The following is a 25,010-nucleotide window of genomic DNA, read 5'->3' as shown; positions in this document are numbered from 1 at the left end:
TCAAATACCTTGCAGGTCAGTGTCTTGTAAGATACATTTTTATTAACAAATGGTTAATAATTCGGGTCGATTATCCGTGAAAAACAAGTTTATTCGACCAAGTGCAATGTTCAGTAATTTAGAGTTTATTACATCCCTAACGTTTTACGTATTGGCTTGGTTTGTTAAGGCTTTTTCGCATCAGGTTGACAAGCGTAATAAATCCGTTAATTATAAATAATCTATTGTATTTTTGATCTAATGGATACACACAAAACTTATACTGTTGAAGAAGCTAAAAGAAGGCTAGAAAGTTATTGTGCTTATCAAGAGCGTTGCCATAAAGAAGTACGAAATAAGCTTTGGGAAATGCGTATGATTCCGGAAGCTATAGATGTTGTTTTGGTGCATTTAATTGAGCATAATTTCCTTAACGAAGAGCGTTTTGCAAAGACGTTTGTGAGTGGTAAATTCAGAATTAAAAAATGGGGAAAAATCCGTTTGGTAAGAGAATTAAAATCTAGAGATATTTCTAAATATAGTATTGATGTGGCTTTAAAAGAAATTGACTTAGATGATTATTACCAGACTTTAGATGCGTTAACGTTAAAGCGAATTGATCAGGTTAAAGAAAAGGACAAATACAAAAAGAAAAAGAAAGTAGCCGATTACCTGTTTTATCGTGGATGGGAATCGCATTTGGTTTACGAGAAACTGAATGAGTATATTAAATAAAAAAGCCTTTCTGTTATATTACAAAAAGGCTTTTTTATATGAGTTTATTAGGTTCTTACAAATTGAAGGTCATACCAAGATTTAAAGTAAATTGGTTATGAATATCAATTGAGTCTTTATCATATTTAGCTAAAGGAAAGTTAGCTTCTGTAAAAACACCAAAACCTGGCGAAAAGAAATAACGTGCACCAACATGTCCACCAAAGTTTTTAAGGCTTAGGTTTAAACCTGGATAAAAGTCAAAGTTTTCGTCAAGGTTAATAACGTTACCTAGGTTAGCGTTAAAACGCGCTTTTAAATCGAAACGATCACCAAAATCTAAATCTTCAATCCAACTAGAACCACCTAAAGCATAAGAAGACGATACACCAACAGAGATATTTTCACCTAAACCGTGATCGAAACTTACATTAATCCCAGTAGCATAATCTTGAATATTAGCACCAACTTGAAATTTCTGGTCTCCTTTACCTTCAAAGGCTTGTGCGTTACCAAAACTAAAAGCTAATAAAGCGACAATTAATACAATATTTTTCATTTTTTTCATTTTAAAAATCTGGGCAAATATACAAAGAGAATTCAATATAGGTTAGAACTTTAGGTAAAACGATTGGTATTGGTAATGGCTTTTTGTTTTTCCAGTCAATCCACTTTTGCCCTCTAAAGCGTCGCATTATGAAATCCAGATTGCGAAATGATAAAATCATAACAAATGAAATTTACGAGCTGTTAAAATTAACTGTATCTCATATGTTAATATACTATTTGTCTAATTTAAATTTATCAGAGTTTGAAGCCATAAGTATATACGGAACACCAATTGTTAAAGCACCAAAGAAGACATAGTCTTCTAATTTGGGTATCTCTAACCAATGGCTTAAGCCTAAACCTATAAGCATTATTAAAGCCATACCAAACATGGCATTTCTAAATACAGCAGCAATACCTTCTATATCGTAGTTTTTTTGTTTTTCTTTAGACATGGTGTTGTAACCTGCAATTAAAAAATACATTTTTCCGTATTTAATAAGTGTGCCTAAAACAATAAAAAGAATACTGATAAATAACATGAGTTCTGGTTTTAATTATAACCATTTGGTATCTCTAGATGTTGCATCTAAAACATCAACTTCTAAAGCTGAAGCAATTTGTTTGGCAACCTCAAAAGCGTCTTTTGTATTATCTGCGACAAATGCTTCAATTTTCTGATTGGTATTATAGAATAAATTGACTTTTATAACTGTATTAGTAACCTTTGTACTAGCGGAAGATACCCAAACTCTAGAAGACGTTGTTGTTTTAAAAACGGAAACATATTCTATATCTGGTAAATCTAGCCATTTGCCAAAGCTTAAACTTAATATGTTGATGGTTTTACGATAGGTTTTTGTGGTTAGATTAATTTCAATACCATTTGTTTGAAAAAAATAAAGACTCGCAGCAATAAAGATAAATCCTATTCCGCTTGTAAAAATGCTAAAAGCACCAATAATAAAAAGTCCAGAACCATACACTTTTTGTAGTGTAGATACTGGACTTATGTAGTTTATTTTATTCAATTTAAAGATGTTTCATTTTGTCAGTTCGAGCATTTAGAATACGCTCAACCAAACATTTCTAAAGTGTACTAATTTTTATAAATATTAGTCTTAAGACTTTTCAATATTAGGTTCTTTAACTTCAACTATAACATCTTCAATAGCAGTTGCATCAGTTTCAATTTTAGCTTCTTCTGCTTCAATTTCTTTTTTGTCTTTTCCTTTTAAATACTCTGGTAAATCCATACCAGCCATATTAAACATTTCTTGTAAAGGTGGTACTGATTTGTACATACCAGATAAGAAATTAGCAGTAGAAGATTTTCCATCTTCACCACTACTGCCATTATCCCAAACCGTTACTTTATCAATTTTAATATTCTTAATTGCTTCTGATTGAATTCTTACCAATTCTGGTAATTTGTCTGCAATTAATAATAATACAGCGTCTCTACTGTTGTTACCAGCCGCTTTTACAATTTGTTCCATACCAGCAGCTTGTTTGGTTAAGATTTCAAACTGTCCTTGTGCTTCTGCTTGTGCTTTAAACAAAATAGCATCTGCTTCACCTTTAGCTTGTCTTCTTGTGCGTTCTGCTTCGGCCTCTGCATCAATTTCAGCTTTTTGTTTATCAATTTCGGCTGGTACAACTATATCTGCTAATTGTGTTGAGCGTACACGTTCTGCTCTGGCAACTTCTGCTTCTCTTTCTGCAGCATAAGCTTCTTCTAAAGCTTTAGCGGCTTGTACTTTTTCAGAGGTAATAGCTCGTTTTTCTGCTTCTGCTTCTTTTTCTCTTCTTAACGCATCTGATTCTGCAATCGATATTTTTGCTGTATTCTCTCCATCAATAGCACGTGCATTTGCTTCAGAGGTTTTAATTCTTTCGTCTTTTAAAGATTCTGCTTCACCAATTTTTGCCAATGCTATAGCACTTGCAGTTTGTACTCTTTCATTTTGGTTTGCATTTGCTTCACCAATTTTTGCTTTAGCATGTAATTCTGCAACTTGGGTTCTTTCATCTTGTTCTGCATTAGCTTCACCAATTGAACCATCTCTAGTTTTCTCTGCAACCGATTTACGTGCTGCGTTAATAGCATGTGCTGCAGCTTCCTTACCAAGGGCTTCAATATAACCAGACTCATCAACGATATCTGTAATGTTTACGTTAATTAGTTTTAAACCTACTTTCTTTAATTCGGTTTCTACAGACTGCGAAATGTTAGTTAAAAATTTATCTCTATCGTTGTTAATTTCCTCAATATCCATTGAAGCAACTACCAAACGTAATTGGCCAAAAATAATTTCTTGGGCTAATTCTTGGATTTCATTTTGTCCTAATCCTAATAAACGTTCGGCAGCATTTTGCATAATACCTGGTTCTGTAGATACACCAATTGTAAAACGCGATGGTACGTTAACACGAATATTTTGTTTAGATAAGGCGTTTACCAAATTTACTTCGATAGAAATAGGTGTTAATTCTAAGAATTCATAATCTTGAATCACAGGAATAATAAAAGCAGCGCCACCATGGATACATTTAGCAGATTGTCCGCCTCCAACTTTTCCGTAGACCACTAAAATTCTATCTGATGGACAACGTTTGTAGCGTTTTATTAAAATAATTAAAGTCAGTACAATAAATAAGACCACAAAAATGGCGACCATAGGAAGCCCTAGGCTCTCGACATTAAAATTTTCTTGGATGGTTAGTAAATTCATAGTTTTTAAATTTGAAGGTTTGTTTTTAGTTAGATATTTTCTTTTGAGTGTTGTTACTCAATAGTTCGGTTTGTGCTTTTGAAGGCTCAATAGGTTTACGTGTTTGGTCTACAATGAGGATTCCGTTAGAAGTGACATCAACGACTTTTATAATGGTCCCAGTTTTTAATGGTGTTAAGGAATCGGTTAAAGCATCTAATTCTCTCATAGAACCTTGCACACTAACACTTACTTTTCCCATTTTAGAGCGGTCTTCTCCGATTGTTAAATACACTTCACCAACAGCATCTAGCGCATTTTTGTAATTTAAAGTACCACTATCTGAGAGCTTACTAATAAAAAAGAAGAGTGCTGCCATAATCACCATCATTAGTAAACCGCAAATCACGGAAACTAGAATGGTCGCTGGTGTTGAAAGTCCAGAATCTATACATGCAATGCCACTCCAACCAAAAATGGTAAAAAAGCCAACAAGGTTTTTAAAGGAAATAAACTGAAATCCTGCTTCAACGTCACCATCAATATCATCAGCATCGCCTCCTGTAAAAGCCATAATCATAACCACAGAAAAAACAAGAGAACCAATAATAGCCGTTAACCAATATATTTGGGATAGCAATTCTAAATTTGAAAACCAATTTGCCATAATTTCTAGGGTTTTATTTGAGTTAATAAATATACAACCATAATAAGTTTTAAAGCTTATTATTTTGAAAGTAAATTAGACACAAAATTGCCACCAAGTTAGACGTAATTAGTCATGGTTTCTTTGAAATCTTTTTTTGGATTTTAATTTATCCAAATTAGTAATGTCAATGGTATGTGATGGTTATTTGTAGAATGGTTATTTAAAATCTTTGAAGCTTTAAAAAAGATTCGAGAATTAAACCACTTTCAATATATCAGTAGCAAATGAAAGAATTTTGTTACAATTTTTTTGAAAAATAATTTTTCACACTCGATTTGTCATTCTTGCGAAAGACACGAATCTATGCTTATTAGATTTCTACAAGAACAAAAAAGACTTTCAGAATTTTTGTATAGAAATCCAAATTTGTTAACACCTCTAAAGTCCCCTTGAGGGGATTTTAGAGGTGTTTTTTTATATTATAGGCTATTCTACAAGGTCTAAAAAAGACCTTGCAGGATTATGACGATGAGAATTTAGTTTCAATTTATGAGATTCCTGTTTTTACAGGAATTTGTAACGCATACCAAACAACACATTACTTGGAGGCATTGGAGTAAAGCCAGATTCAATATAATCAGCATCAAAAATATTACTTGCTGTGATTGATAATTCAACTTGTTTTAAGCTCATTACTATAGAGGCATCCCAGACGTTGTACGTTTGTCCTGTGGTACGTTCAGCGTATTTGTAAACGATATTCTGGCTCACATTTTCGAATAGTTTAGTACTCAATCTTGTTGTGTAATGATGTTTTAAGGTGTTTAGAGAATAACGCGATAATTCTTCGTTTTGGTCTAAAATATTATCATCTAAATACGAATAGCCTATCGCTAAGGTTTGGTTAAAATTGTTGAGCTTAAAATTATAAGCAGCATCAAATTCAAACCCTTTGGTGTTCACTTCTGTAATGTTGGTCGCAGTAAAATTTTCGGTTGTATTTGGTCTAATGTAATCTATTAGATTATCTGCATCTCTATTAAAAACAGCTAAAGTGGCTCTAAATTTCGGTGTGATGTATTTAATTCCGAGTTCTTGTGCAAAAGCTTCTTCTGGTTCTAAATCTGGATTCCCGTTGGTGCTTGGGTCACTGTAATATAAATCTGTGTAGGTCGGAATTCTGTATGTAAAACCAATATTTCCATAGGCTTTTAGGTTATTGGTAATATCAAAACCAACATCTAATCCAGGAAAACCATTAAATTTAAAATCTGAGAAATACGTCATAGCAACACCAGGTGTAATGTCTAATCGGTTATCTATAAACTGAAATCTGTGTTCTAAAAATAGTGTTGTCATAAAACGATTACGATGGCCTAAATTATTACTTCGTAAATAGGTTTTAGACATATCGATTCCGAAACCAGTTTCACCGAACTCTGATTTATAAGACGCATTGGCTTCAGCTCCAATTTTATTAGAAATATGAAAGTTTCTATAAAAGCCAGGTTCATAACGTCTTAAAAGAAACATATCTTGATTACGTTTCCAGTAGATTCTTGGTTGAATTTTGAATCTTTTAGATTGAAATTTAGTAGTGAATGCTAATAAACTGTTTTGAGTTTCTTCGTATTCATTAAAAGTAGCATTGGTGGTGTAGAAATTTTCAGCACCGAATTTTTTATCGAAAAACGTTGCAATCATTTCAATAGGTTGTGTTTTTTTGTTGAAAACACTTTTTAAGAAATAGTTTGAATTTTCATAATCTGAATTATTTCGATAGCCATCAGACGTCATTTTTCCAGCATGAAAAATATGTGTTGAGTTTTCTAATTCTGACCCAACAGTTACAGAACCATTAAGCTGCCCAAAAGAACCAGCTTCTAAATTTGCAGAAACGGAATTACTTAAGTTAGATTTAGTGACTATATTAATGGCACCTGTAAATGCATTTTGTCCAAAAACTCTAGCAGCAGGCCCTTTTATAATTTCTATGCGCTTTATTACTTCTAGTGGTAACGACGCATTCATGGTATGATGTCCTGTTTGGGCATCGTCCATTTTTATACCATCAATTAATAAAAGTGTTTGGTCAAAACCACCACCTCTAATAAATAAATCTGCCTGACTTCCGCCAGTTCCACGTCTTCTAATATCAACACCAGCAACTTGTTGTAATAAATCTGCAATGGTAGTCGCTGAACTATTTTTAATATCTGTCGCAGTAATAATATTTATGGATCTAGAATTTTCTTTGAAGGGTAAATCAATTCGAGATGAAATAATAACGACTTCACTTAATGAATCGGTTTTAATTACAGGTAGTTCTTCTTGAGCGTTTAGAGTAAAAACGCTAAATGATAATAATGTAAAAAGTAAGATTGAATTTTTCATCTATTTGAGTTTTGCAATGGTTGTTATTGCATCATTTAATTTTATTGTGCAAAAGTCGTAACTTTCCGGACGATTAAACTAGTCCAGTTTTAAAACAATGAATAGTCCGGTTAGCGATATATTAAAACAACTTATTACATTCGACAAAACTATTGTGAAACCTGTTTATATACAAGTAGCACAGCAAGTTATAAATGCGATACAACGTGGTTATTTAGAAAAAGGCAGCAAATTGCCAGGAACACGTGTTATAAGTGAGTTGTTAAACATTCACAGAAATACTGCAGTTGCTATTTACGACGAATTGGCATCGCAAGGTTGGGTAGATATTGTGGCTAATAAGGGCACGTTTGTTTTAATACCAGAGGTGTCAGACACAAAAATTAAAGCTTCGACTCAGCAAATTCATCAAGCTTATACGTATCCAAAAGTGGCTGGTTTTCCTTTTGAACAGTCGTTTAATTTAGCTTCAACAACTGAAGAAACATCTGCAACATATGCTATAAGTGATGGTAAACCCGATTTACGATTACATCCTGTTTATCAATTTTCAAGATGGTATAGCGCAGCCATGAAACGGAAACCATTAATTAATAAATGGAATAGAACAAGTGCATTAATACCATCGGTTTTTAGTACACAACTCTGTAATTATTTAAATGCAACTCGCGGATTTCATATAAAACCAAATAATTTAGTCAATACACGAAGTACAGAAATGAGTCTGTATATAGTCTCACGGTTATTAATTAAACAGGATGATTTGGTGTTGGTTGGGCAGTTGAGTAATTATGCAGCTAACATGATTTTTCAACAAGCAGGTGCAACCATTCGAACGATTCCTGTTGATAGTGAAGGTTTAGATATAGACTACATAAAAAAGCATTTTGTAAAAGGAAGTATACGCTGTGTGTATGTTTGTGCTAATAGAGATTATCCTACAACGGTAACGTTGAGTGCAAAACGACGATTGCAATTATTACAATTGGCAAAAATGCATGGATTTGCTATTATAGAAGATGACTACGATTACGATTTTCAGTATGATGGTTCAGCTATGTTACCTATGGCAAGTGCAGACGTTAGTGGTATGGTTATTTATTTAGGCAAATTAGGTCAGTCGTTATTTCCAAGTTTTCACACAGGTTTTGTGGTTGCACCAGAAAATTTAATTTCGGAAGCTAAAAACTACTTGCAATTACTAGATAAACAAGGGGATTTAATACAAGAGCAAATGCTTGCCGAATTGATTTCTGAAGGTGAAATATACCGACTTAAGAAAAAAAACATTGTCACTTACAAACAGCGCCGTGATCGTTTGTGCCATTATTTAGGCTCTTATTTTGAAGATGTCATTACTTGGGAAACACCCTCTGGTGGTTTAGCAATCTGGTTGCGATTTGTTGTGTCTATTTCGTTAGTAAAACTTGCCGAAGAAGCTGAAAAATTAGATTTGTTTCTGCCTAAAACTATTTTATATCAAGATAAAAACACCTGTGCTATTCGTTTTGGTTTTGGACATTTAAACGAAGAAGAACTCGAAATTGTGATTAGGAAGTTGAAAAGTGCTTATACAAAGGTCATTAATCTTTAATAGGAAATTCAGTATTACAATCCTCACATTTGTATTGGTAGCGCGCGCTAAAGGGTAGTGTGAAGAACAAGAGGCCAATTAAAAAAGACATCAAGGATTTAAAACTATTAATGGTGGTGTACATTTCAATATGTTCGCCTTTACAATTGGGACAAACAATAGGATGCCCGTCATTATCTACAGAATAGGCTTTAATTGATTTTAAGATTGCTCGCGCTTTTTCTTCATCTTTAGCAAGTACTTTTAATTTTACGCCTCCAATTGCTTGGCTCACCAAAGGGTCAGTGTCTATGGTAAGATTATCTCTTAAAAAAACGTCGATACCATCTGCTTCTAACCGTCCTTTTGCGATTTGTGCTTCTGTAGAATAGGGGAATCTGGCTATGGTGATGAATGTTTCTTTCATTTGGTAAAGATAGTAAGACTTAGCAGGTTTATAAAACCTGGCAAGTTTAGAATAGAATCATTCAATACTACCTTTTGCCATTTTGGTTTTCCACTTGTCTTTATCAACCCATTTAAAGTTGTTGGGTTCTGTAGCATCTAACAAATCGATGTTTAATTGTTCTGAAAGTTCATAACCTATGAGGAAGGCTTCTTTGTAATTATCTTCTTCATATAACTCAAAATGTTTGTTGTTGTCGTACCACAGATTCACTTCAAAAATATAATCGCCTCCTATTATTGGTTGATGAAATACTGATACGTATTCATAATTTTTAATGGTTTGCCAAGAACCTATTTTTAAAGGACCAATATTATAGGTTGGTCTAAATTTTGAGTTTTCTATATCAATATGAATACTTTTTGTTAAGGTAAATCCAATACCTATTGATACGAAAAAAATACATGGCTTAATTCTATGTAGAAATATTATTAATCCTTTTTCAGTAAACTCTATTTGGTATAATGCAAGTAATATTAATAGTGTGGTTATAGTAAAAAATAATGCAGCAATAGGTATCTGCCAAATAGGTCTGGGACTTTCTGAAATGATATTGGGTTTCATATTTTCAAATATAAAATAAAGATTTTGAGAGTTTTTAAGTCTTATACAATAATTTATCGTCGTCGATTTGGTAACAAAGGAGGCGGTTCGCCATTAAAAGGATTAAAACGACTTATAGTTTTTGCTTCCATACCAGCAGCACTCATTACAGCTCTGTCTCCATAACGTTCGCGCATTTTGTCCATAGCGTTGGTTAGGTTGAGGTGCATTTCATTGTCTTCAAATAGATTTATTTGATGGCCTCCTTCTACCAAATGACTAAATTTTACACCAATCAGTCGTACTAAAAGCCTACGATGATACAGTTTTTTGAATAAACCCAATACCACAGGAATAAGCATATGGTCCATGGCACTGTAAGGAATACGTTGCTGTTGTGTGTACGTTTGAAAATCTGAATACCGAATCTTAAAGGTCACGCAAGCCGTTAATTTATGACCACGACGTAACTGATACGCCAAATTTTCTGCCATAGCAACTACCATACCTTTAAGTTTAGCAACATCTGTAGTGTCTTGATTAAAAGTACGCTCTGTTGAAATAGATTTACGCTCGTGGTATTGCACTACAGGCGAGTTGTCTATGCCATTTGCTTTTTTCCAAATGACAAGGCCATTTTTACCCAATACTTTATGCATTAATTGTATAGGCATTTCTTGTATAGTATGAATGCGTTTTACACCCAAATCGCACAACGCTTTATAAGTGACATTACCAACCATCGGAATCTTTTTAACCGAAAGTGGTGCTAAAAATCGTTTTTCATTACCATAAAGAATCCGAATCTCGTTGTTGGGTTTGGCTTCTCCAGTCGCAATTTTTGAAACCGTTTTGTTAAGTGATAAACCAAAGGAAATAGGTAAACCAGTTTCTCTTATAATTTTATGGCGTAATTCTGAAGCCAATTTATGGCAACCAAAAAACTTATCCATTCCGGTAAGATCCATATAAAACTCGTCAATAGATGTTTTCTCATAAAGAGGAACACTCTCTTTAATAACATCAGTAACAGCATTAGAAAACTTGGTGTAAATACCAGAGTTTCCTCTGAGTACAATAGCTTCTGGGCACAATTGTTTTGCCATACGCATTGGCATCGCAGAATGAACACCAAAAGTACGCGCTTCATAACTACAAGACGCCACAACCCCTCTGTCGCTTGTGCCACCAATAAGAATCGGTTTTCCGTTAAGGCTGCTATCCATATGTCTTTCGCACGATACAAAGAACGTGTCTAAATCCATGTGTACAATGCTGCGGTTTCTGTTCATTTTTAATTTGGGATAATTTGGATTTTCTGCAAGACTTCTAAAGCCTTGTAGGTATTTAAGAGGTTGTTTTTATAATTGTCGTCAGTTCGAGTGGCAATTTTTGTAGCTAAAGCGGAAAAAATGGTTGTATCGAGAACCTTATGATTAATGAAAGCTTCTCGATATAAATTTGCTCATGCTTTGCAAATTCACTCGAAGTGACGAAATACTGTTTTTAAAATTCTTTAACTGATGGCTCTTTTCAAATCTGTAAAACTTCGTTTATTCTGAAATGTTGGATTCAAGGATTTTACTGAATAACGAGGGTCTTCAATAATAGCCAATAGTTCAAATTTTGAAACTTCAATCGTCACACAATCAAATTCTACCATTACACGTCCTATGATGCTATAAATCCCTTTGCCTCTAAATGGATATTTAGCTGCAATAGGAGGGAAGTGAACCGTATCTAAAAAATCACCATCACGATCTAAAAATGTTCCAAAATACATCATCTTTCCGTTGGCAGTTTTTGTGTTTTTTGTAGTAATTAAGTAGCCTTCAATGATAATGAGCTTGCCTTCTAATTGTGTTAAATGTTTAGCTCGTAAATTGCTGGTCGATTTTTTTTCTAATAAATAAAACGGGTTACAAAGCGGAAAGCCTAATAACTCAATAGCATCAAATGCATTTTCTAAATCAGTACTTGGTAACTCTGGTGTACTGTAATTAATGCGCGGGGTTTTAAATAGCGTAATCACCTCTTCTTGAACTACCGTTTTACTAATCTTTAAATGCGCCTCCCAAAGCAATTCTCGTTTATTGATTTTTGTAAATCGAAAGGCGTTGATTTTAATTAAAATTGAAACTTGCTCAATAGAAATTGGCACCCGTTCTATAAAATCGTCTAACGATTGAAATTCACCATGTTCTTCACGCTCATTAAGAATTCTATTTATGGTTTTAGCTTCTAAGGATTGCAAAAACATAAAGCCTAAGTAAATGGTGTTCTCTTTTATAATCGCTTGTGTAAACGAACTATTAATGCATGGTGCTTCAATAATACCATTGTGCATTCTGGCTTCGTGCACATATAATTCTGTGCTGTAAAATCCACCAAAATTATTGATGGTGGCTGTCATATATTCCAAAGGATAATAGGCTTTTAGAAATAGACTTTGATAACTTTCTACAGCATACGATGCGGAATGCCCTTTAGCAAAAGCATAACCTGCAAAACTTTCAATTTGTCGCCAAACATCTGTAACTAAATCTTTAGGCTTCCCATCTTTTATACAATTATCGAAGAATTTTTGTTTCACTTTTAAAAACTCGTCTCGCGATCGGAATTTCCCAGACATGCCACGACGTAACATATCTGATTCGCCCAAATCTAAACCACCAAAGAGGTGTGCTACTTTAATCACATCTTCTTGGTACACCATAATACCATACGTTTCTGGCATAATTTGCTGTAAAACAGGATGTGCTTCTTTTCGTTTTTCGGGATAACGATAGCGCAAAATATATTGTCGCATCATACCACTTTTGGCAACACCAGGTCTAATGATAGAACTTGCAGCGACTAAGCCCAAATAATTATCGACCTGTAATTTTTTTAATAGCATACGCATAGCAGGCGATTCTACATAAAAGCAACCAATAGCTTTGGCGTGTCTTAGTAAGTCTTTTATGCGTTCATCTTTTTTAAAACCTTTAATATCATGAATGTCAATTGGTGGTTGGTTCTTATAATTTTCGTCAATAATTTCTACAGCTTCCTTTATTTTTCCTAAACCACGTTGGCTTAGAATATCGAATTTATACAACCCAATATCTTCTGCAACAACCATATCAAATTGTGTGGTAGCAAAACCTTTTGGTGGCATGAATGTGGAGCAATACGTATGAATGGGTTCTTCTGAAATTAAAATTCCACCAGCATGGATGCCTAAATAATTAGGAAACCCTTCAATGTATGTGCTGTATTTAATAACGAGTTGCGATAAATTATCGAGCTGATTAATATGATATTTTCCTCTGGTGAGTTTATCCATTTCGGACTTAGGCAAACCAAATACTTTTCCTAATTCGCGTACAGACGCCTTAAATTTAAAGGTATTATAAACTGCAATAAGCGCTGTGTGTTTAAAGGTCTTGAAAATATAATTAGTAATGTCATCTCTATCTTTCCATGAAAAATCGAGGTCGAAATCTGGCGGGTTTTGACGAAAGAGATTAATGAAACGTTCAAAATATAAATCGAGTTCAATTGGGTCCACATCTGTAATCCGCAATAAATAGGCAATAATACTATTGGCACCACTACCACGACCAACGTAGTAATAATCTTTGCTTCGCGCGTATTCTAAGATTTTCCAATTGATAAGAAAATAGGAAACGAAGCCTTTTTGTTTAATAATAGTGAGTTCCTTTTCAATACGATCATAAACCTTCTGTTCAACGTTTATTTCGTAACGATAATTAATGCCATCGTAAGTCAATTGTTTCAGTAATTTATAATCTAAAGTTTCATTTTCTGTTAAGCATTTTTGGTTTTTAGGTTCGGCATTTTCAAAATCAAAATTGGTAGTACACTTTTCTAGAAGTTGTTTTGTATTGTTAATGAGTTTTGGAAATTCGGAATACGTTTCGCAGAGTTCATTATACGGTAACATCATATCGCATTCATTACCTTCTTCAGACTTTGGAAGTTTACTTAACAAGGTATTATTATCAATAGCACGCAATAAGCGATGTGTGTTAAATCCTTTTTTATTCTGAAAGGAAACCGTTTTTAAAACCACGAGTTTGTGTTTGAATTGATTCCATTTTGAAAACTTTAAGCGATTAAGGTCTTGAGGTGTAATACCTAAAAACTCATTTGGTTTTAATTGAAAATCTATGCCGTTTTGATACGGATAAATCACGAAGCAATCGTCTAAATCTTCATCTGGTCGTTCCGGAATTTTTAAATCGTGATTATGAAGAAATTGAGACAAGTAGTCGTTTATGTTTTGAAACCCTTGATTGTTTTTCGCTATAAGAATGAATTGTTGTTGTGCACCATTTCTAAAATCGACACCAAGTACTGATTTGATTTTATATTTTTTAGACAAACGCAACACATCTAAGCATGCAGACGTGCTATTAATATCAGTTAATGCAAGCGTTTGAACGCCATTTTCTGAAGCAATAGCAAGGAGTTGCTCTGGTTTTATGGTTCCATAACGAAGGCTGTAATACGTGTGACAATTTAAATACATAATTAGTTTAATAAAAAAAGCTAGATTGTAAAATTAGCTACTATGTGTAGTTTTTATTGCTTACATTTGTAGTAATCTTAAATAAATTTCAAATTTAAATGAAACCAATTCAGGCTAACATAAAACATTTACGCACGCTAAAGAAGCTGTCTCAAGAGCGTTTTGCGGACGAACTTAACTGGACACGCTCTGTTGTGGGTTCTTATGAAGAAGGACGTTCTGAGCCACCAATAGACCGGTTAATAGACTTGTCTAACTTCTTTGATATTCCTATTGATATTTTGGTTAAAAACGATTTACGTAAAGCCAAAGACACGTCGTTTATAGAGGTAGGGAATAAGCGTGTATTATTTCCTGTAACGGTAAATGAAGATAATGAGGATTTAATTGAAATTATACCAGCAAAAGCATCTGCAGGTTATTTGTCTGGTTATGATGATCCAGAATATATAGAGCAACTTCAAAAGATTAAATTACCATTTTTACCAACAGGTACACATAGAGCGTTTCCTATTAAAGGTGATTCTATGTTACCAGTGAAAGATGGCGCTTTTATAGTGGCAAAGTTTGTAGATGATATTGGAGATATTAAAAATGGACGCACGTATATTATATTAACTAAGGATGATGGTTTGGTTTATAAACGTGTTTATATTCCAGAAGGAGATACTTCAAGCTTATTATTAAGCTCAGATAATAAAACGTATCAACCTTATTTGATTCCTCGTGAAAATATTTTAGAGATTTGGGAATTTACATGTTGTATTAATACCCAAGAATACGATGAAAAGGAATTGAAATTAAGCAGTATTATGATGTTGTTTCAAGAATTGAAAGTAGAATTAGAAGCTGTAAAAAGAATGTAATATTTTACTATAAGGCATAAAAAAAAAGCGCGAAATGAAACATTTCGCGCTTTTATATTTTATATAATGATTGAATTAATCTGCTAAAATAATTAGCTTATTATCTTTCATTTCTAGTGTTCCAGAATTGATTGCTAGCCAAACGCCTTTATCAGATTTAGTGAATTTTGCTTCAACTTCCTCTTCTAATTGAACGTTACCAGCAACTTTTACATGTCCTTCTTTAAGAATAGAGACAATAGGTGCGTGATTGGTTAACATTTCAAACTCACCATTTACTCCAGGAACAGTTACTGAAGTAACTTCTCCGCTAAATAATGTGGCTTCTGGTGATACAATTTCTAAGTACATAGTTTTAATGCTTTATGCAGTTATTAAGCTTCAGCTAACATTTTCTCTCCTGCTTCAATAGCTTCTTCAATAGAACCTTTAAGGTTAAACGCAGCTTCTGGTAAGTGATCTAATTCACCATCCATAATTTGGTTAAAACCTTTAATAGTTTCTTTAATGTCTACTAATACACCAGGAATACCTGTAAATTGCTCAGCTACGTGGAAAGGTTGAGATAAGAAACGTTGTACACGTCTTGCTCTACCTACAGCCATTTTATCTTCTTCAGATAATTCTTCCATACCAAGGATAGCAATAATATCTTGTAATTCTTTATAACGTTGTAATAACTCTTTTACACGTTGTGCACAAGCATAGTGCTCATCACCTAAAATATCAGCAGTTAAAATTCTTGAAGTAGAATCTAATGGATCTACCGCAGGATAAATACCTAACTCTGCAATTTTACGAGATAATACTGTTGTTGCATCTAAGTGAGCAAACGTTGTTGCTGGAGCTGGATCCGTTAAATCATCTGCAGGTACGTAAACCGCTTGTACAGATGTAATAGATCCTCTTTTTGTTGAAGTAATACGTTCTTGCATTGCACCCATTTCGGTTGCTAATGTTGGTTGGTAACCTACTGCAGAAGGCATACGACCTAATAATGCAGATACTTCAGAACCAGCTTGTGTAAAACGGAAGATATTATCTACGAAAAATAATACATCTTTTCCTTGTCCTTCACCAGCCCCATCACGGAAATATTCTGCTATAGTTAATCCTGAAAGTGCTACACGAGCACGAGCTCCAGGAGGCTCATTCATTTGTCCGAATACGAAAGTTGCTTTAGATTCTTTCATTCCAGATTTATCAACTTTAGATAAATCCCATCCTCCTTCTTCCATAGAATGCATAAAGTCATCACCATACTTGATAATTCCTGACTCTAACATCTCACGAAGTAAATCGTTTCCTTCACGTGTTCTTTCACCAACACCTGCAAATACAGAAAGACCACCATGACCTTTTGCAATATTGTTAATCAACTCTTGGATTAATACTGTTTTACCTACACCAGCACCACCAAATAAACCAATTTTACCACCTTTTGCATAAGGCTCAATTAAATCGATTACTTTAATACCAGTAAATAAAACTTCTGTAGAAGTTGATAAATCTTCAAATTTAGGCGCTTGTCTGTGAATAGGTAAACCAGCATCACCAGCCTTAGGTAAATCTCCTAATCCATCAATAGCATCACCAATAACGTTAAAAAGACGTCCGTAAACATCTTCACCAATTGGCATTTGAATTGGAGCACCAGTAGCATGAACTTCTGTTCCTCTACTTAAACCATCAGAAGAATCCATAGCAATAGTACGTACTGTATCTTCACCAATGTGAGATTGTACTTCTAATACTAATTTAGAACCATCTTGGTTGTTAATTTCTAACGAATCATAAATCTTTGGAAGCTCTGAACCAGCAGCGAATTCTACATCGATAACTGGACCTACGATTTGTGCAACTTTACCTGTAACTTTTGACATTACTTATATGTTTTTGTTTTGCAATAGTTTAAATATGAAAAAACAGTTCGTTTTTCGCGCTGCAAAGATAGGAGTTTTAATTTAAATACCACATCAAAATTTCGGCTTTTTTAAGCATAGAAAACGCTCCCAATTTGAGAGCGTTTTTATAAATATATTTATTCTGAATTTACTGTAATGTTGGAGGGTAATTTGTTGGATACTCTCCAGCATCAATTAAATTACCTGAAGCTTCAAAATTAGAACCATAAGTTAAGTCGATTGCTTTCATCATTTCGTTAGCCATTAAAGCATAACCTCTAGATGTTAAATGAACACCATCTAAACTAACTAATCCTCCTGTTACTAAATCTGTAGTAAGAATAAAGTTTCCGGATTGGAAGCCAGTAGTTGATGCTTGTTGTAAAATAGATTTAAAATCTACTAAAGCAAGACCTTTACTTGCAGCTACAGCTTCAATAGTTGCATTGTAAGCATCAGTAGCCGTTTGTAATGCTAATTGTTCGCTAGGAATTAAAGCCCATTTATCTTCTAATGGGATTTGAGTTCCATAGCCTTGAGGTATTAATGAACTCAGGGGAAGTACAAATAAATCATCAGCAGTTGCCTGTCTGTATTGAGGAATTCCAGCAAAAGCAGGATTTATAGCTCCTAAATCAGTCAAGGTTTCATCTATAATTACTAAAGCATTAGTTGCACTTTCAGAAAAACTGATAGTTCTTTGTGCAAGTTCTTCTGCAGTAAATAAACCAGTACCATCTAAAGCAGCGAAAGCTTGTTGTAGTCCTCCGTTGTAAGCTGCATAACCTTGGTTTAGTGCAGCTGCTGTTGCAGCATCTAAGGGAACTGGGTTATAAGGTACAGTTGTAAAATGTGCTAGTGATGTAATATAAGGAAGGTTGGCAACAACGCCTTTTGCTCCATTTGCTGTTAAGGCATCTACACTTGCATTAAATGATGCAGCAAATACATTAGGATCTGTAATATCGTTTGTACCATAAGTGGTTGGGTCAAAGTTTCCTGTTTGATCAACACCTACACCACCAGAAGTAGCATATGATAAAACATCATTTCCACCTATTTCAGATAATGTAAAGAATGTTGGATTTTGAGCCACAGCATCTCCTAAAATGGTTGCACCAGGAGAGGAAGCCATCCTTCCAAAATAAGGATTTAAAGTTCCGTAACCAGCAATACCTAGATGAAAACTTTTTGCACCAGGAATACCATAATTATTAAAATCTCCTGTTAATACATCTGTTATTTGAGTTGTAGGCGTTGCAGGTAAAACTGCTGGCCCACTACCATTGAAGTATAATCTAGGATTTGAAACCACTGTTGTTCCTAATACAAAACCGCCAATATTATCATTCATTAATGGTTGTGTAAAATCACCACCACCTAATAAAGCAAATTTTTGAGATAATAAATTTGGAAAAGAATTTTCTTGACCTGAAATAAATAATGCATTATCCGTAAATCCTCCTGAGAAGGATGCACCTACAGCAATATACTTTGAAAAATCAGCGTCACCTGCAGTTAATTCTGGTAATACAACCTCTACTGTGGGATTATCTAATTGGTCTTCAAAATCTGCTTCATCATTACATGCTGTAAAACCTACTAGGACAGCTGATAGTAATATATATTTTATATTTTTCATTGTGCTATTTTTTATAAGTTATTAATTGTCCAAGAAGCGTAATACATTGAGCCGATATAACCAGAACCAAAAATTGTAAAGTATTCTTTACCTCCAATGTTTGTTCCACCTATTTTAATAATAGATTTTAAACTTGGAATTTTGTAATTAATCTGTGCATCAAACGTATGGAATTCTGGCACAATACCATCTCCAAAGGTTGCTTCCCAGAAATAATCATCGCTAAACTTGTAGGCAACATTAAAACCAAAGTTTTTAAATAACTCAGTGTTTCCAAAGTGTGCTTTGAATTTGTGCTCTGGTGTATTAAAATAAGTTTCGAAATTAGGGTTTGCTGCCTGATCAAAATCTTGTTTTGTAAACGTGTAACTTCCTCCTAAATCGAAATCACTTAATATTTTCGTAGATAAACCAATTGAGGCACCGTATGAATTTACGTCTACATCAGAATTAGTGTAAGTACTATAAGTTGTGAAATCACTGTTTGCAATTGCAGCAATTGCTGAACCGTCTGCTACAGAACCATATAAAGGTGCAATAACTACTTCTGAAGAAATGAAATCTTGGTATTTGTTATAGTATGTACTAAAATCTACAGTAAGTTTATTAAACTTACCTCTATATCCAACTTCAAAAGAAGTTACCTTTTCAGGTGATACAAGATTTGGGTTAGCAATTTCTAAAACAGTAGGGTCACCTGTTGCAGCTAATTGTTGCACAGAAGATGCTGTATAAGAATTGTTGTAGGCAGCAGCACCAGTTTGAGTATATACCATTCCGTTATTGGCAGTATAGTCTCTTGAGTATCTGTCTAAATTATCTGGAGCAGAACCTACTAATATTGCTCTACCAGCATCTAATCCTATAAATAAATCTTGTGTTGTAGGGTTTCTAAATCCTGTTTGAGCTGAAGCTCTAATATTATGGTTTTCATTTAGAGTTAAACCTAAAGAAAGTCTTGGTGATACAAAACCATCAAAAAATTCTGATTTATCATAACGAGCAGAAGCTGTAACTTTTAACGCCATCATGTCGCTTAATTCTACATTTTTCTGAAGTTGTGTATAAAATCCATATTCACTGTATTTTATTGGGCCATCGATATCTGTATAAATTGACCCTAAAGAATTTAAATCATATTGTCTGAAAGATCCACCAACTTGAATATCTACAAAATCTATTAAGTGGCTAAAGTTATAGTTACCATCTGCATGATAATATTTAGACTGATCTTGAAATCTAGATCCAGTTGCTAAGTCAGGATCCTTAATAATTCTGTCAAAAGCACTATTAAACTCTTCAGAACCTGGCTCAAATCTTCCACTTTCTGCAGCAGCTCTTGCAGCAGCATGTGCTTGTTCATCTGTAGCACCACCACCAAGAGTTGCAGCTACGTATGTATTGATATAGTCCCCAAACCAAGCTTCATCACTTTTCCAAGATCTGTTAATGTTAATTCCTGTAAATACCATATCGTAAGAATCACCAGCATTATCTGCAACGACATAACCTCTTAAAAAGTAATTATCATTTTTGATTTCTAATTTATGTTGTTGTTGGAAAAAACCATCAATATTATACCTGTTAGTACCTTGGTAGATTGTTGTACCTGTACCTACTTTACCAACATACTGTATTTCGAAATTACTGTCAGTTATTGGACGGTAGTATAATCCCCAATCAGCTTTAACACTTTCAGCTTTATGTTCTGTTAAATCACGTTCGTTATAACCTGTTCTACTTACAAAAACGTCTGGTACAATACCAGTGCCACCTGCTAAATCATTTAAGTTAGCAGAAACTTCATCACCGTAGACATTGATACCATTATAGTTTAAGTTAGACGCTCTTGTACCTCCAAATACATCACTGTCTACTTCACTAGTTGCTGCCCAATCTGTTCCATGTAAATAGCCAAAGTTTACTTTTGCTGCGAATTTATCACTGAATTTGTAAGCCATTCTTATACCCAAATCAGTATAGTCATTATCTCCTGCAGCCTTTTGAGAAGTAATACCTCTTTTTACAAAAGCGCTTATACCTTGGTGGTCAAATGGACTTTTACTTTGCATAAATAATATACCGTTAAATGCATTTGCACCATAAAGAGCAGATGATGCTCCTGGTAGTAATTCTACACTTTGTACATCTGTTTCAATCATACCAACCAAGTTTCCTATAGGGAAATTTAAGGCAGGAGTTGAATTGTCCATTCCATCAACGAGTTGCATAAAACGCGTATTAGCTGTAGTAGCGAATCCTCTTGTGTTAACAGATTTAAACGTTAAACTACTAGTGTTAACGTCAACACCTTTTAGGTTTTCTAAACCACCATAAAAGTCTGCTGATGCTGTGTTTTTTATTTCTTTTAGACCAAAACGCTCTACTGTAACCGGAGATTCAAAGATTCGCTCTGGTGTACGTGATGCAGAAATAATAACCTCATCAAGAGAATTCCCTTCTGCTAAGGTTACATCTACAGTTTGATTATTAGTGGTTACTTCAATTGTTTGTGTTTCAAATCCGGCATAACTTATTTGGATTGAAAATGGCGGTTCTTGGGTTACCGTTAAGGTAAAGTTTCCGTCAAAATCTGTTATGGTTCCAGAACTGGTACCAACTACTACAATATTTGCTCCAGGTAAAGGAAGTCCTGTATTGTCAATAATTTTACCTTTTACTGTGGTTTGTGCAAAAGATACCACGCAAAAAAGCATTGTGAAAAGCTTTAAAATTGTCTTCATTTTAGATTATTAGTTAATTTATTAGATTGGCAATTTAATTAAATATATGAGAATTTGGTAAGAAATGTGTAAAAAAGTATGCGTGCATAATAAAATTTACAAAAATAAACGCCTTAAAATTGATAAATTCTCAATCTTAAGGCGTTATAATATTCTGTAAATAATGGATTTTGTTATTCCACAGTTACGGATTTTGCTAAATTTCTAGGTTGATCTACATTTTTATCTAACATCACAGCAATGTGATAAGATAATAATTGTAATGGAATAGTAGTTAATAAAGGAGTAAGAGACTCTAAAGTTTCTGGAACCTCAATAACGTGGTCAGCTAATTCTTTAACACTAACATCACCTTTTGTAACAATACCAATAATTTTACCTTTTCTAGATTTAATTTCTTGGATGTTACTAACTACTTTTTCGTAATGGCCTTTTTTAGTTGCAATAACAACAATTGGCATTTGCTCATCGATTAAAGCTATAGGACCATGCTTCATTTCTGCAGCTGGATAACCTTCTGCATGAATATAAGAAATCTCCTTTAATTTTAAAGCGCCTTCTAAAGCCACAGGGAAATTGAATCCACGACCTAAATACAAAAAGTTTGTTGCGTCTTTATATATATCAGCCACAGTTTTTACATAAGCATCAGATTGTAAAGCTTCTTCAACTTTACCTGGAATAGTTTCTAACTCAATTAGATGATGTCTAAATTCTGAGCTAGACATTGTTCCTTTAGCTCTTGCTAAACGTAATGCCATTAAGGTTAAAACAGTAATTTGTGTTGTAAATGCTTTGGTTGAAGCTACTCCAATTTCTGGACCAGCATGTGTATATGCTCCTGCATTTGATTCTCTTGCAATTGAAGATCCCACTACATTACAAACACCAAAAACAAATGCGCCTTTAGATTTTGCTAATTTTATTGCTGCTAATGTATCTGCCGTTTCCCCAGATTGCGAAATTGCGATAACAATATCTTTTTCAGTGATGACAGGATTTCTGTATCTAAATTCTGAAGCATATTCTACTTCTACAGGAATTCTAGCTAAATCTTCAAAAATATATTCAGCAACTAATCCTGCATGCCATGAAGTTCCGCAAGCAACAATAATTATTCTATCGGCTGCTAAGAATCTTTTCATGTTATCTTCAATACCAGCCATTTTAATTATAGCTTCATTGCTTAATAAACGACCTCTAAAAGTGTCTAAAATAGCACTAGGTTGCTCATAAATCTCTTTTAACATAAAGTGATCATAGCCACCTTTTTCTATTTGTTCTAAGTTAAGTTGAAGCTCCTGCACATATGGATCTACCAAAGCATCATTCTTAATTTTTCTAATTTTTATATCTTTTCCTCTTCTAAGGATAGCCATTTCTTCATCTTCAAGATAAATAGCATTTTTTGTGTATTCAATAAATGGAGAAGCGTCACTTGCAATGAAGTATTCATCGTCACCAATACCTATAGCTAAAGGGCTACCAAGTTTAGCGACTACAATTTCATTTGGTTTGTTCTTGTCAAAAACAGCAATTGCATATGCTCCTACCACTTGGTTTAAAGCTATTTGAACAGCTTTTCCAAGTTTAATATTTTCGTTCTTTTTTACATCCTCAATTAGATTGATTAATACTTCAGTATCAGTATCAGATTTGAAGGTGTATCCACGATTTATTAATTCTTTTTTTAATGAATCATAATTTTCAATAATTCCATTATGAATAATTACTAAATCACCAGAATTAGAGTAATGTGGATGTGAGTTAACATCATTAGGAACACCATGTGTAGCCCAACGTGTGTGCCCTATACCTAAAGTTCCAGTAGTAGAAATTTCGTTTTCTAATTTTTCTTTTAAGTCTGCAACTTTTCCTTTAGTTTTAGAAAGCTTAATGGACTCACCATCATATAGAGCAATACCAGCACTGTCATAGCCACGGTATTCTAATCTTTGAAGTCCTTTAATAATAATAGGATAAGCCTCTCGATGGCCAATATATCCGACAATTCCACACATAGGTTATTTTTTAATTAATTTGGTTCTGTATAATATATTTCTAAATATACTTTTTTACTTTGGTCATTGGTATTATTACCATGTAAAATAACACCTCTTGGTGAAACAGTTGAACTTGCAGGTACTTTAAAATCAATATCCGTATTGGTTTGCACTTTACGTTGTGTGCTTGTTTCTTCTATGTTAACGTTTAAAGAAACAGCTAAACCAAGTTCTATATTGGTAGAATCCCTTATTAATAAATTATTAATATGTTCTGTAATTTTAAATTTGTATTTAACACCAGTACTTGTTGGGTCGTCTTCATCTACACGTTCTAATGGTCCAAGATGGTTTATTATTGAAAACGAAGGTAAACTATTATTGGTACCGTCTAAATAATAATCTACCAACGGTAGGTTATTATCTATGTCATACAAAAAGAGGCGATTAGGCTCGTTATCTTGCATGGAATTTTGGTCTACGTAAAAAACAAGGTTAGCCTCATTAACTAAACGTCTAGAACTTTCAAACTCACCATCTACTAGATTAACAAATTGACTTCTGAAATGTTCAAAATTAGTAATACCTGCATCTTCATCGTAGAAACCATCAAATAACTTGATTGCTGCTACTGAACCTTCACCTCCTTTTAAGTAAATCTTACTGTCTCCTGTCTCTGAGTTCCCTTCATCAATAGGTAGTGTGAACTCATTGTCAAAAAAGTTTACTTTATTTGGGCCAAAATTAAGGGCGTAAGTACCTGTGGTTGTGCTTTCTACTTCATCTACTTCAGTAGTGTTTTTGTAATAAATGGTAATATTTGCATTTGTGTTACCTGTATTTAGAAGAAGAAAACTACCATCATCATCATCATTAGGTTCTGCCTTAAAATATAGCCCTCTAAAGTATTCTGCAAAATTATTTTGGCTACTTAAAACGGCATCACCTTCTTTATCAATTATCTTATTTTGCCAAAATGTAGGGTCTAATTGAATTCTGATACCAGGAGATTGTGATTCTAATAATGTTTTGTTTCCATCATCATCTAGGTTGTTAACATCTTTTAATTGATAACCGTTGTTATTAATATCAATAATGTTGCTTATAGGAGTTGCAATTAATCCGGTTTCATCATCATAATCTATAAAAGTAAGTTCTTCACCTTCTAAATTTGTAATATCTTCAGAAGTAGAAGCTGTTTTATTTGAGTAGTAATCTTGACTTTCATTAAAATCACCATCTGGATTAAAGTCTCTAATGAAATACTTGTTTTCAAAGATTCTTAATTTTAAACTTTTGTAATCATCTGACTTTGGTAAAATTGAATCCACATCATAAATGATATTGCCATCTTCATCAAACTCAGATGCTGTACTAAAAAAAGGAATAGTAACTACAACGGAATCTATTGTCACGTTATCACCAAAAACTGGATTAATGGTACTAGGCGCTAATTGTGTAACAAAACCAGCTGTGGTTCTTCCATAAACATCATCATAAATTCCTAAAGTACTTAAATTTAATCCAAATTCATTAGACTGTACAGGTCCTACAGGCTTTGTATATGTGATAATATCTTCAGGGTTAGACTCAATTCTAAAACTTGTAGCGTTATTAGAATTTACAACATCCGATTCAATTGTAGAAAAATCATTGCTGCATGCAATAAAACTCGTTATAACTAGTCCAAATCCTAAGATTTGAAGGGCAAATTTATTTTTTTTCATAAAATT

At 33.7% G+C, this 25,010-nt stretch carries 19 protein-coding genes; 3 read left to right on the top strand and 16 right to left on the bottom strand.

Annotated elements, in window-relative coordinates; genetic code table 11:
- The first annotated feature begins 240 nt into the window (after positions 1–240).
- Positions 241–714 (top strand): regulatory protein RecX, encoded by a 474-nt coding sequence (locus Q0807_RS02485; RefSeq protein ID WP_299105969.1) that lies wholly within the window; start codon positions 241–243, stop codon positions 712–714.
- A gap of 55 nt (positions 715–769) precedes the next feature.
- On the opposite strand, the gene Q0807_RS02480 is transcribed toward Q0807_RS02485, so the two are convergent.
- The 6 genes from Q0807_RS02480 to Q0807_RS02455 form a co-directional block, all read right to left on the bottom strand.
- A complete protein-coding gene (locus Q0807_RS02480) occupies positions 770–1,252 on the bottom strand; it encodes a DUF6646 family protein (RefSeq protein WP_299105967.1) in 483 nt (160 codons plus the stop codon).
- A gap of 223 nt (positions 1,253–1,475) precedes the next feature.
- Positions 1,476–1,784 (bottom strand): DUF3784 domain-containing protein, encoded by a 309-nt coding sequence (locus Q0807_RS02475; protein ID WP_299105964.1) that lies wholly within the window; start codon positions 1,782–1,784, stop codon positions 1,476–1,478.
- A 15-nt stretch (positions 1,785–1,799) separates the two neighbouring features.
- Positions 1,800–2,273 (bottom strand): hypothetical protein, encoded by a 474-nt coding sequence (locus tag Q0807_RS02470; protein WP_299105962.1) that lies wholly within the window; start codon positions 2,271–2,273, stop codon positions 1,800–1,802.
- A gap of 90 nt (positions 2,274–2,363) precedes the next feature.
- Positions 2,364–3,977 carry a flotillin family protein gene (locus Q0807_RS02465; RefSeq protein ID WP_299105959.1) on the bottom strand — a complete coding sequence of 538 codons (1,614 nt, stop codon included), beginning with the start codon at positions 3,975–3,977 and terminating at the stop codon, positions 2,364–2,366.
- Between the two features lie 25 nt (positions 3,978–4,002).
- Positions 4,003–4,623 carry a hypothetical protein gene (locus tag Q0807_RS02460; RefSeq protein ID WP_299105958.1) on the bottom strand — a complete coding sequence of 207 codons (621 nt, stop codon included), beginning with the start codon at positions 4,621–4,623 and terminating at the stop codon, positions 4,003–4,005.
- 546 nt (positions 4,624–5,169) lie between these two features.
- Positions 5,170–6,999 (bottom strand): TonB-dependent siderophore receptor, encoded by a 1,830-nt coding sequence (locus Q0807_RS02455; protein WP_299105956.1) that lies wholly within the window; start codon positions 6,997–6,999, stop codon positions 5,170–5,172.
- 97 nt (positions 7,000–7,096) lie between these two features.
- Here Q0807_RS02455 and Q0807_RS02450 point away from each other — a divergent pair, with 97 nt between their 5' ends.
- The gene (locus tag Q0807_RS02450) at positions 7,097–8,593 is read left to right on the top strand and encodes a PLP-dependent aminotransferase family protein (RefSeq protein WP_299105954.1); all 1,497 of its coding nucleotides are present in this window, start codon (positions 7,097–7,099) and stop codon (positions 8,591–8,593) included.
- Here Q0807_RS02450 and Q0807_RS02445 read toward each other — a convergent pair.
- The 4 genes from Q0807_RS02445 to Q0807_RS02430 form a co-directional block, all read right to left on the bottom strand.
- Positions 8,583–8,999, bottom strand: a complete 417-nt coding sequence (locus Q0807_RS02445; RefSeq protein ID WP_299105953.1) for a DUF2007 domain-containing protein — start codon at positions 8,997–8,999, stop codon at positions 8,583–8,585. The genes Q0807_RS02450 and Q0807_RS02445 overlap by 11 nt on opposite strands.
- A 57-nt stretch (positions 9,000–9,056) precedes the next feature.
- Complete coding sequence (locus Q0807_RS02440; RefSeq protein WP_299105952.1) at positions 9,057–9,602, bottom strand: hypothetical protein; 546 nt, start codon at positions 9,600–9,602, stop codon at positions 9,057–9,059.
- A gap of 53 nt (positions 9,603–9,655) precedes the next feature.
- A complete protein-coding gene (gene dinB, locus Q0807_RS02435; protein WP_299105951.1) occupies positions 9,656–10,873 on the bottom strand; it encodes a DNA polymerase IV in 1,218 nt (405 codons plus the stop codon).
- 224 nt (positions 10,874–11,097) lie between these two features.
- The gene (locus Q0807_RS02430; RefSeq protein ID WP_299105949.1) at positions 11,098–14,118 is read right to left on the bottom strand and encodes a DNA polymerase III subunit alpha; all 3,021 of its coding nucleotides are present in this window, start codon (positions 14,116–14,118) and stop codon (positions 11,098–11,100) included.
- 98 nt (positions 14,119–14,216) lie between these two features.
- On the opposite strand from Q0807_RS02430, the gene Q0807_RS02425 reads away from it, so the two are divergent.
- Positions 14,217–14,984, top strand: a complete 768-nt coding sequence (locus tag Q0807_RS02425) for a LexA family transcriptional regulator (protein ID WP_299105947.1) — start codon at positions 14,217–14,219, stop codon at positions 14,982–14,984.
- Positions 14,985–15,059: 75 nt separating this feature from the next.
- Here Q0807_RS02425 and Q0807_RS02420 read toward each other — a convergent pair whose 3' ends face one another.
- The 6 genes from Q0807_RS02420 to Q0807_RS02395 form a co-directional block, all read right to left on the bottom strand.
- A complete protein-coding gene (locus Q0807_RS02420) occupies positions 15,060–15,335 on the bottom strand; it encodes a F0F1 ATP synthase subunit epsilon (protein ID WP_115815700.1) in 276 nt (91 codons plus the stop codon).
- Positions 15,336–15,358: 23 nt separating this feature from the next.
- Positions 15,359–16,867: a F0F1 ATP synthase subunit beta gene (gene atpD, locus Q0807_RS02415; protein ID WP_299105941.1), complete on the bottom strand. Its 1,509-nt coding sequence runs from the start codon at positions 16,865–16,867 to the stop codon at positions 15,359–15,361.
- Positions 16,868–17,036: 169 nt separating this feature from the next.
- Complete coding sequence (locus tag Q0807_RS02410; RefSeq protein WP_299105939.1) at positions 17,037–18,530, bottom strand: G-D-S-L family lipolytic protein; 1,494 nt, start codon at positions 18,528–18,530, stop codon at positions 17,037–17,039.
- 11 nt (positions 18,531–18,541) lie between these two features.
- A complete protein-coding gene (locus Q0807_RS02405; RefSeq protein WP_299105937.1) occupies positions 18,542–21,274 on the bottom strand; it encodes a TonB-dependent receptor in 2,733 nt (910 codons plus the stop codon).
- Positions 21,275–21,447: 173 nt separating this feature from the next.
- Positions 21,448–23,295, bottom strand: a complete 1,848-nt coding sequence (gene glmS / locus Q0807_RS02400) for a glutamine--fructose-6-phosphate transaminase (isomerizing) (RefSeq protein WP_299105932.1) — start codon at positions 23,293–23,295, stop codon at positions 21,448–21,450.
- 14 nt (positions 23,296–23,309) lie between these two features.
- On the bottom strand, positions 23,310–25,004 hold the full coding sequence (locus Q0807_RS02395; protein ID WP_299105931.1) for a DUF4270 domain-containing protein: 1,695 nt from the start codon (positions 25,002–25,004) through the stop codon (positions 23,310–23,312).
- Positions 25,005–25,010: the final 6 nt, after the last annotated feature.

This window comes from uncultured Winogradskyella sp. (assembly GCF_947495255.1).
In the GTDB taxonomy this organism is placed as follows: domain Bacteria; phylum Bacteroidota; class Bacteroidia; order Flavobacteriales; family Flavobacteriaceae; genus Winogradskyella.
This window is presented reverse-complemented; position numbering and strand designations above follow the sequence as displayed.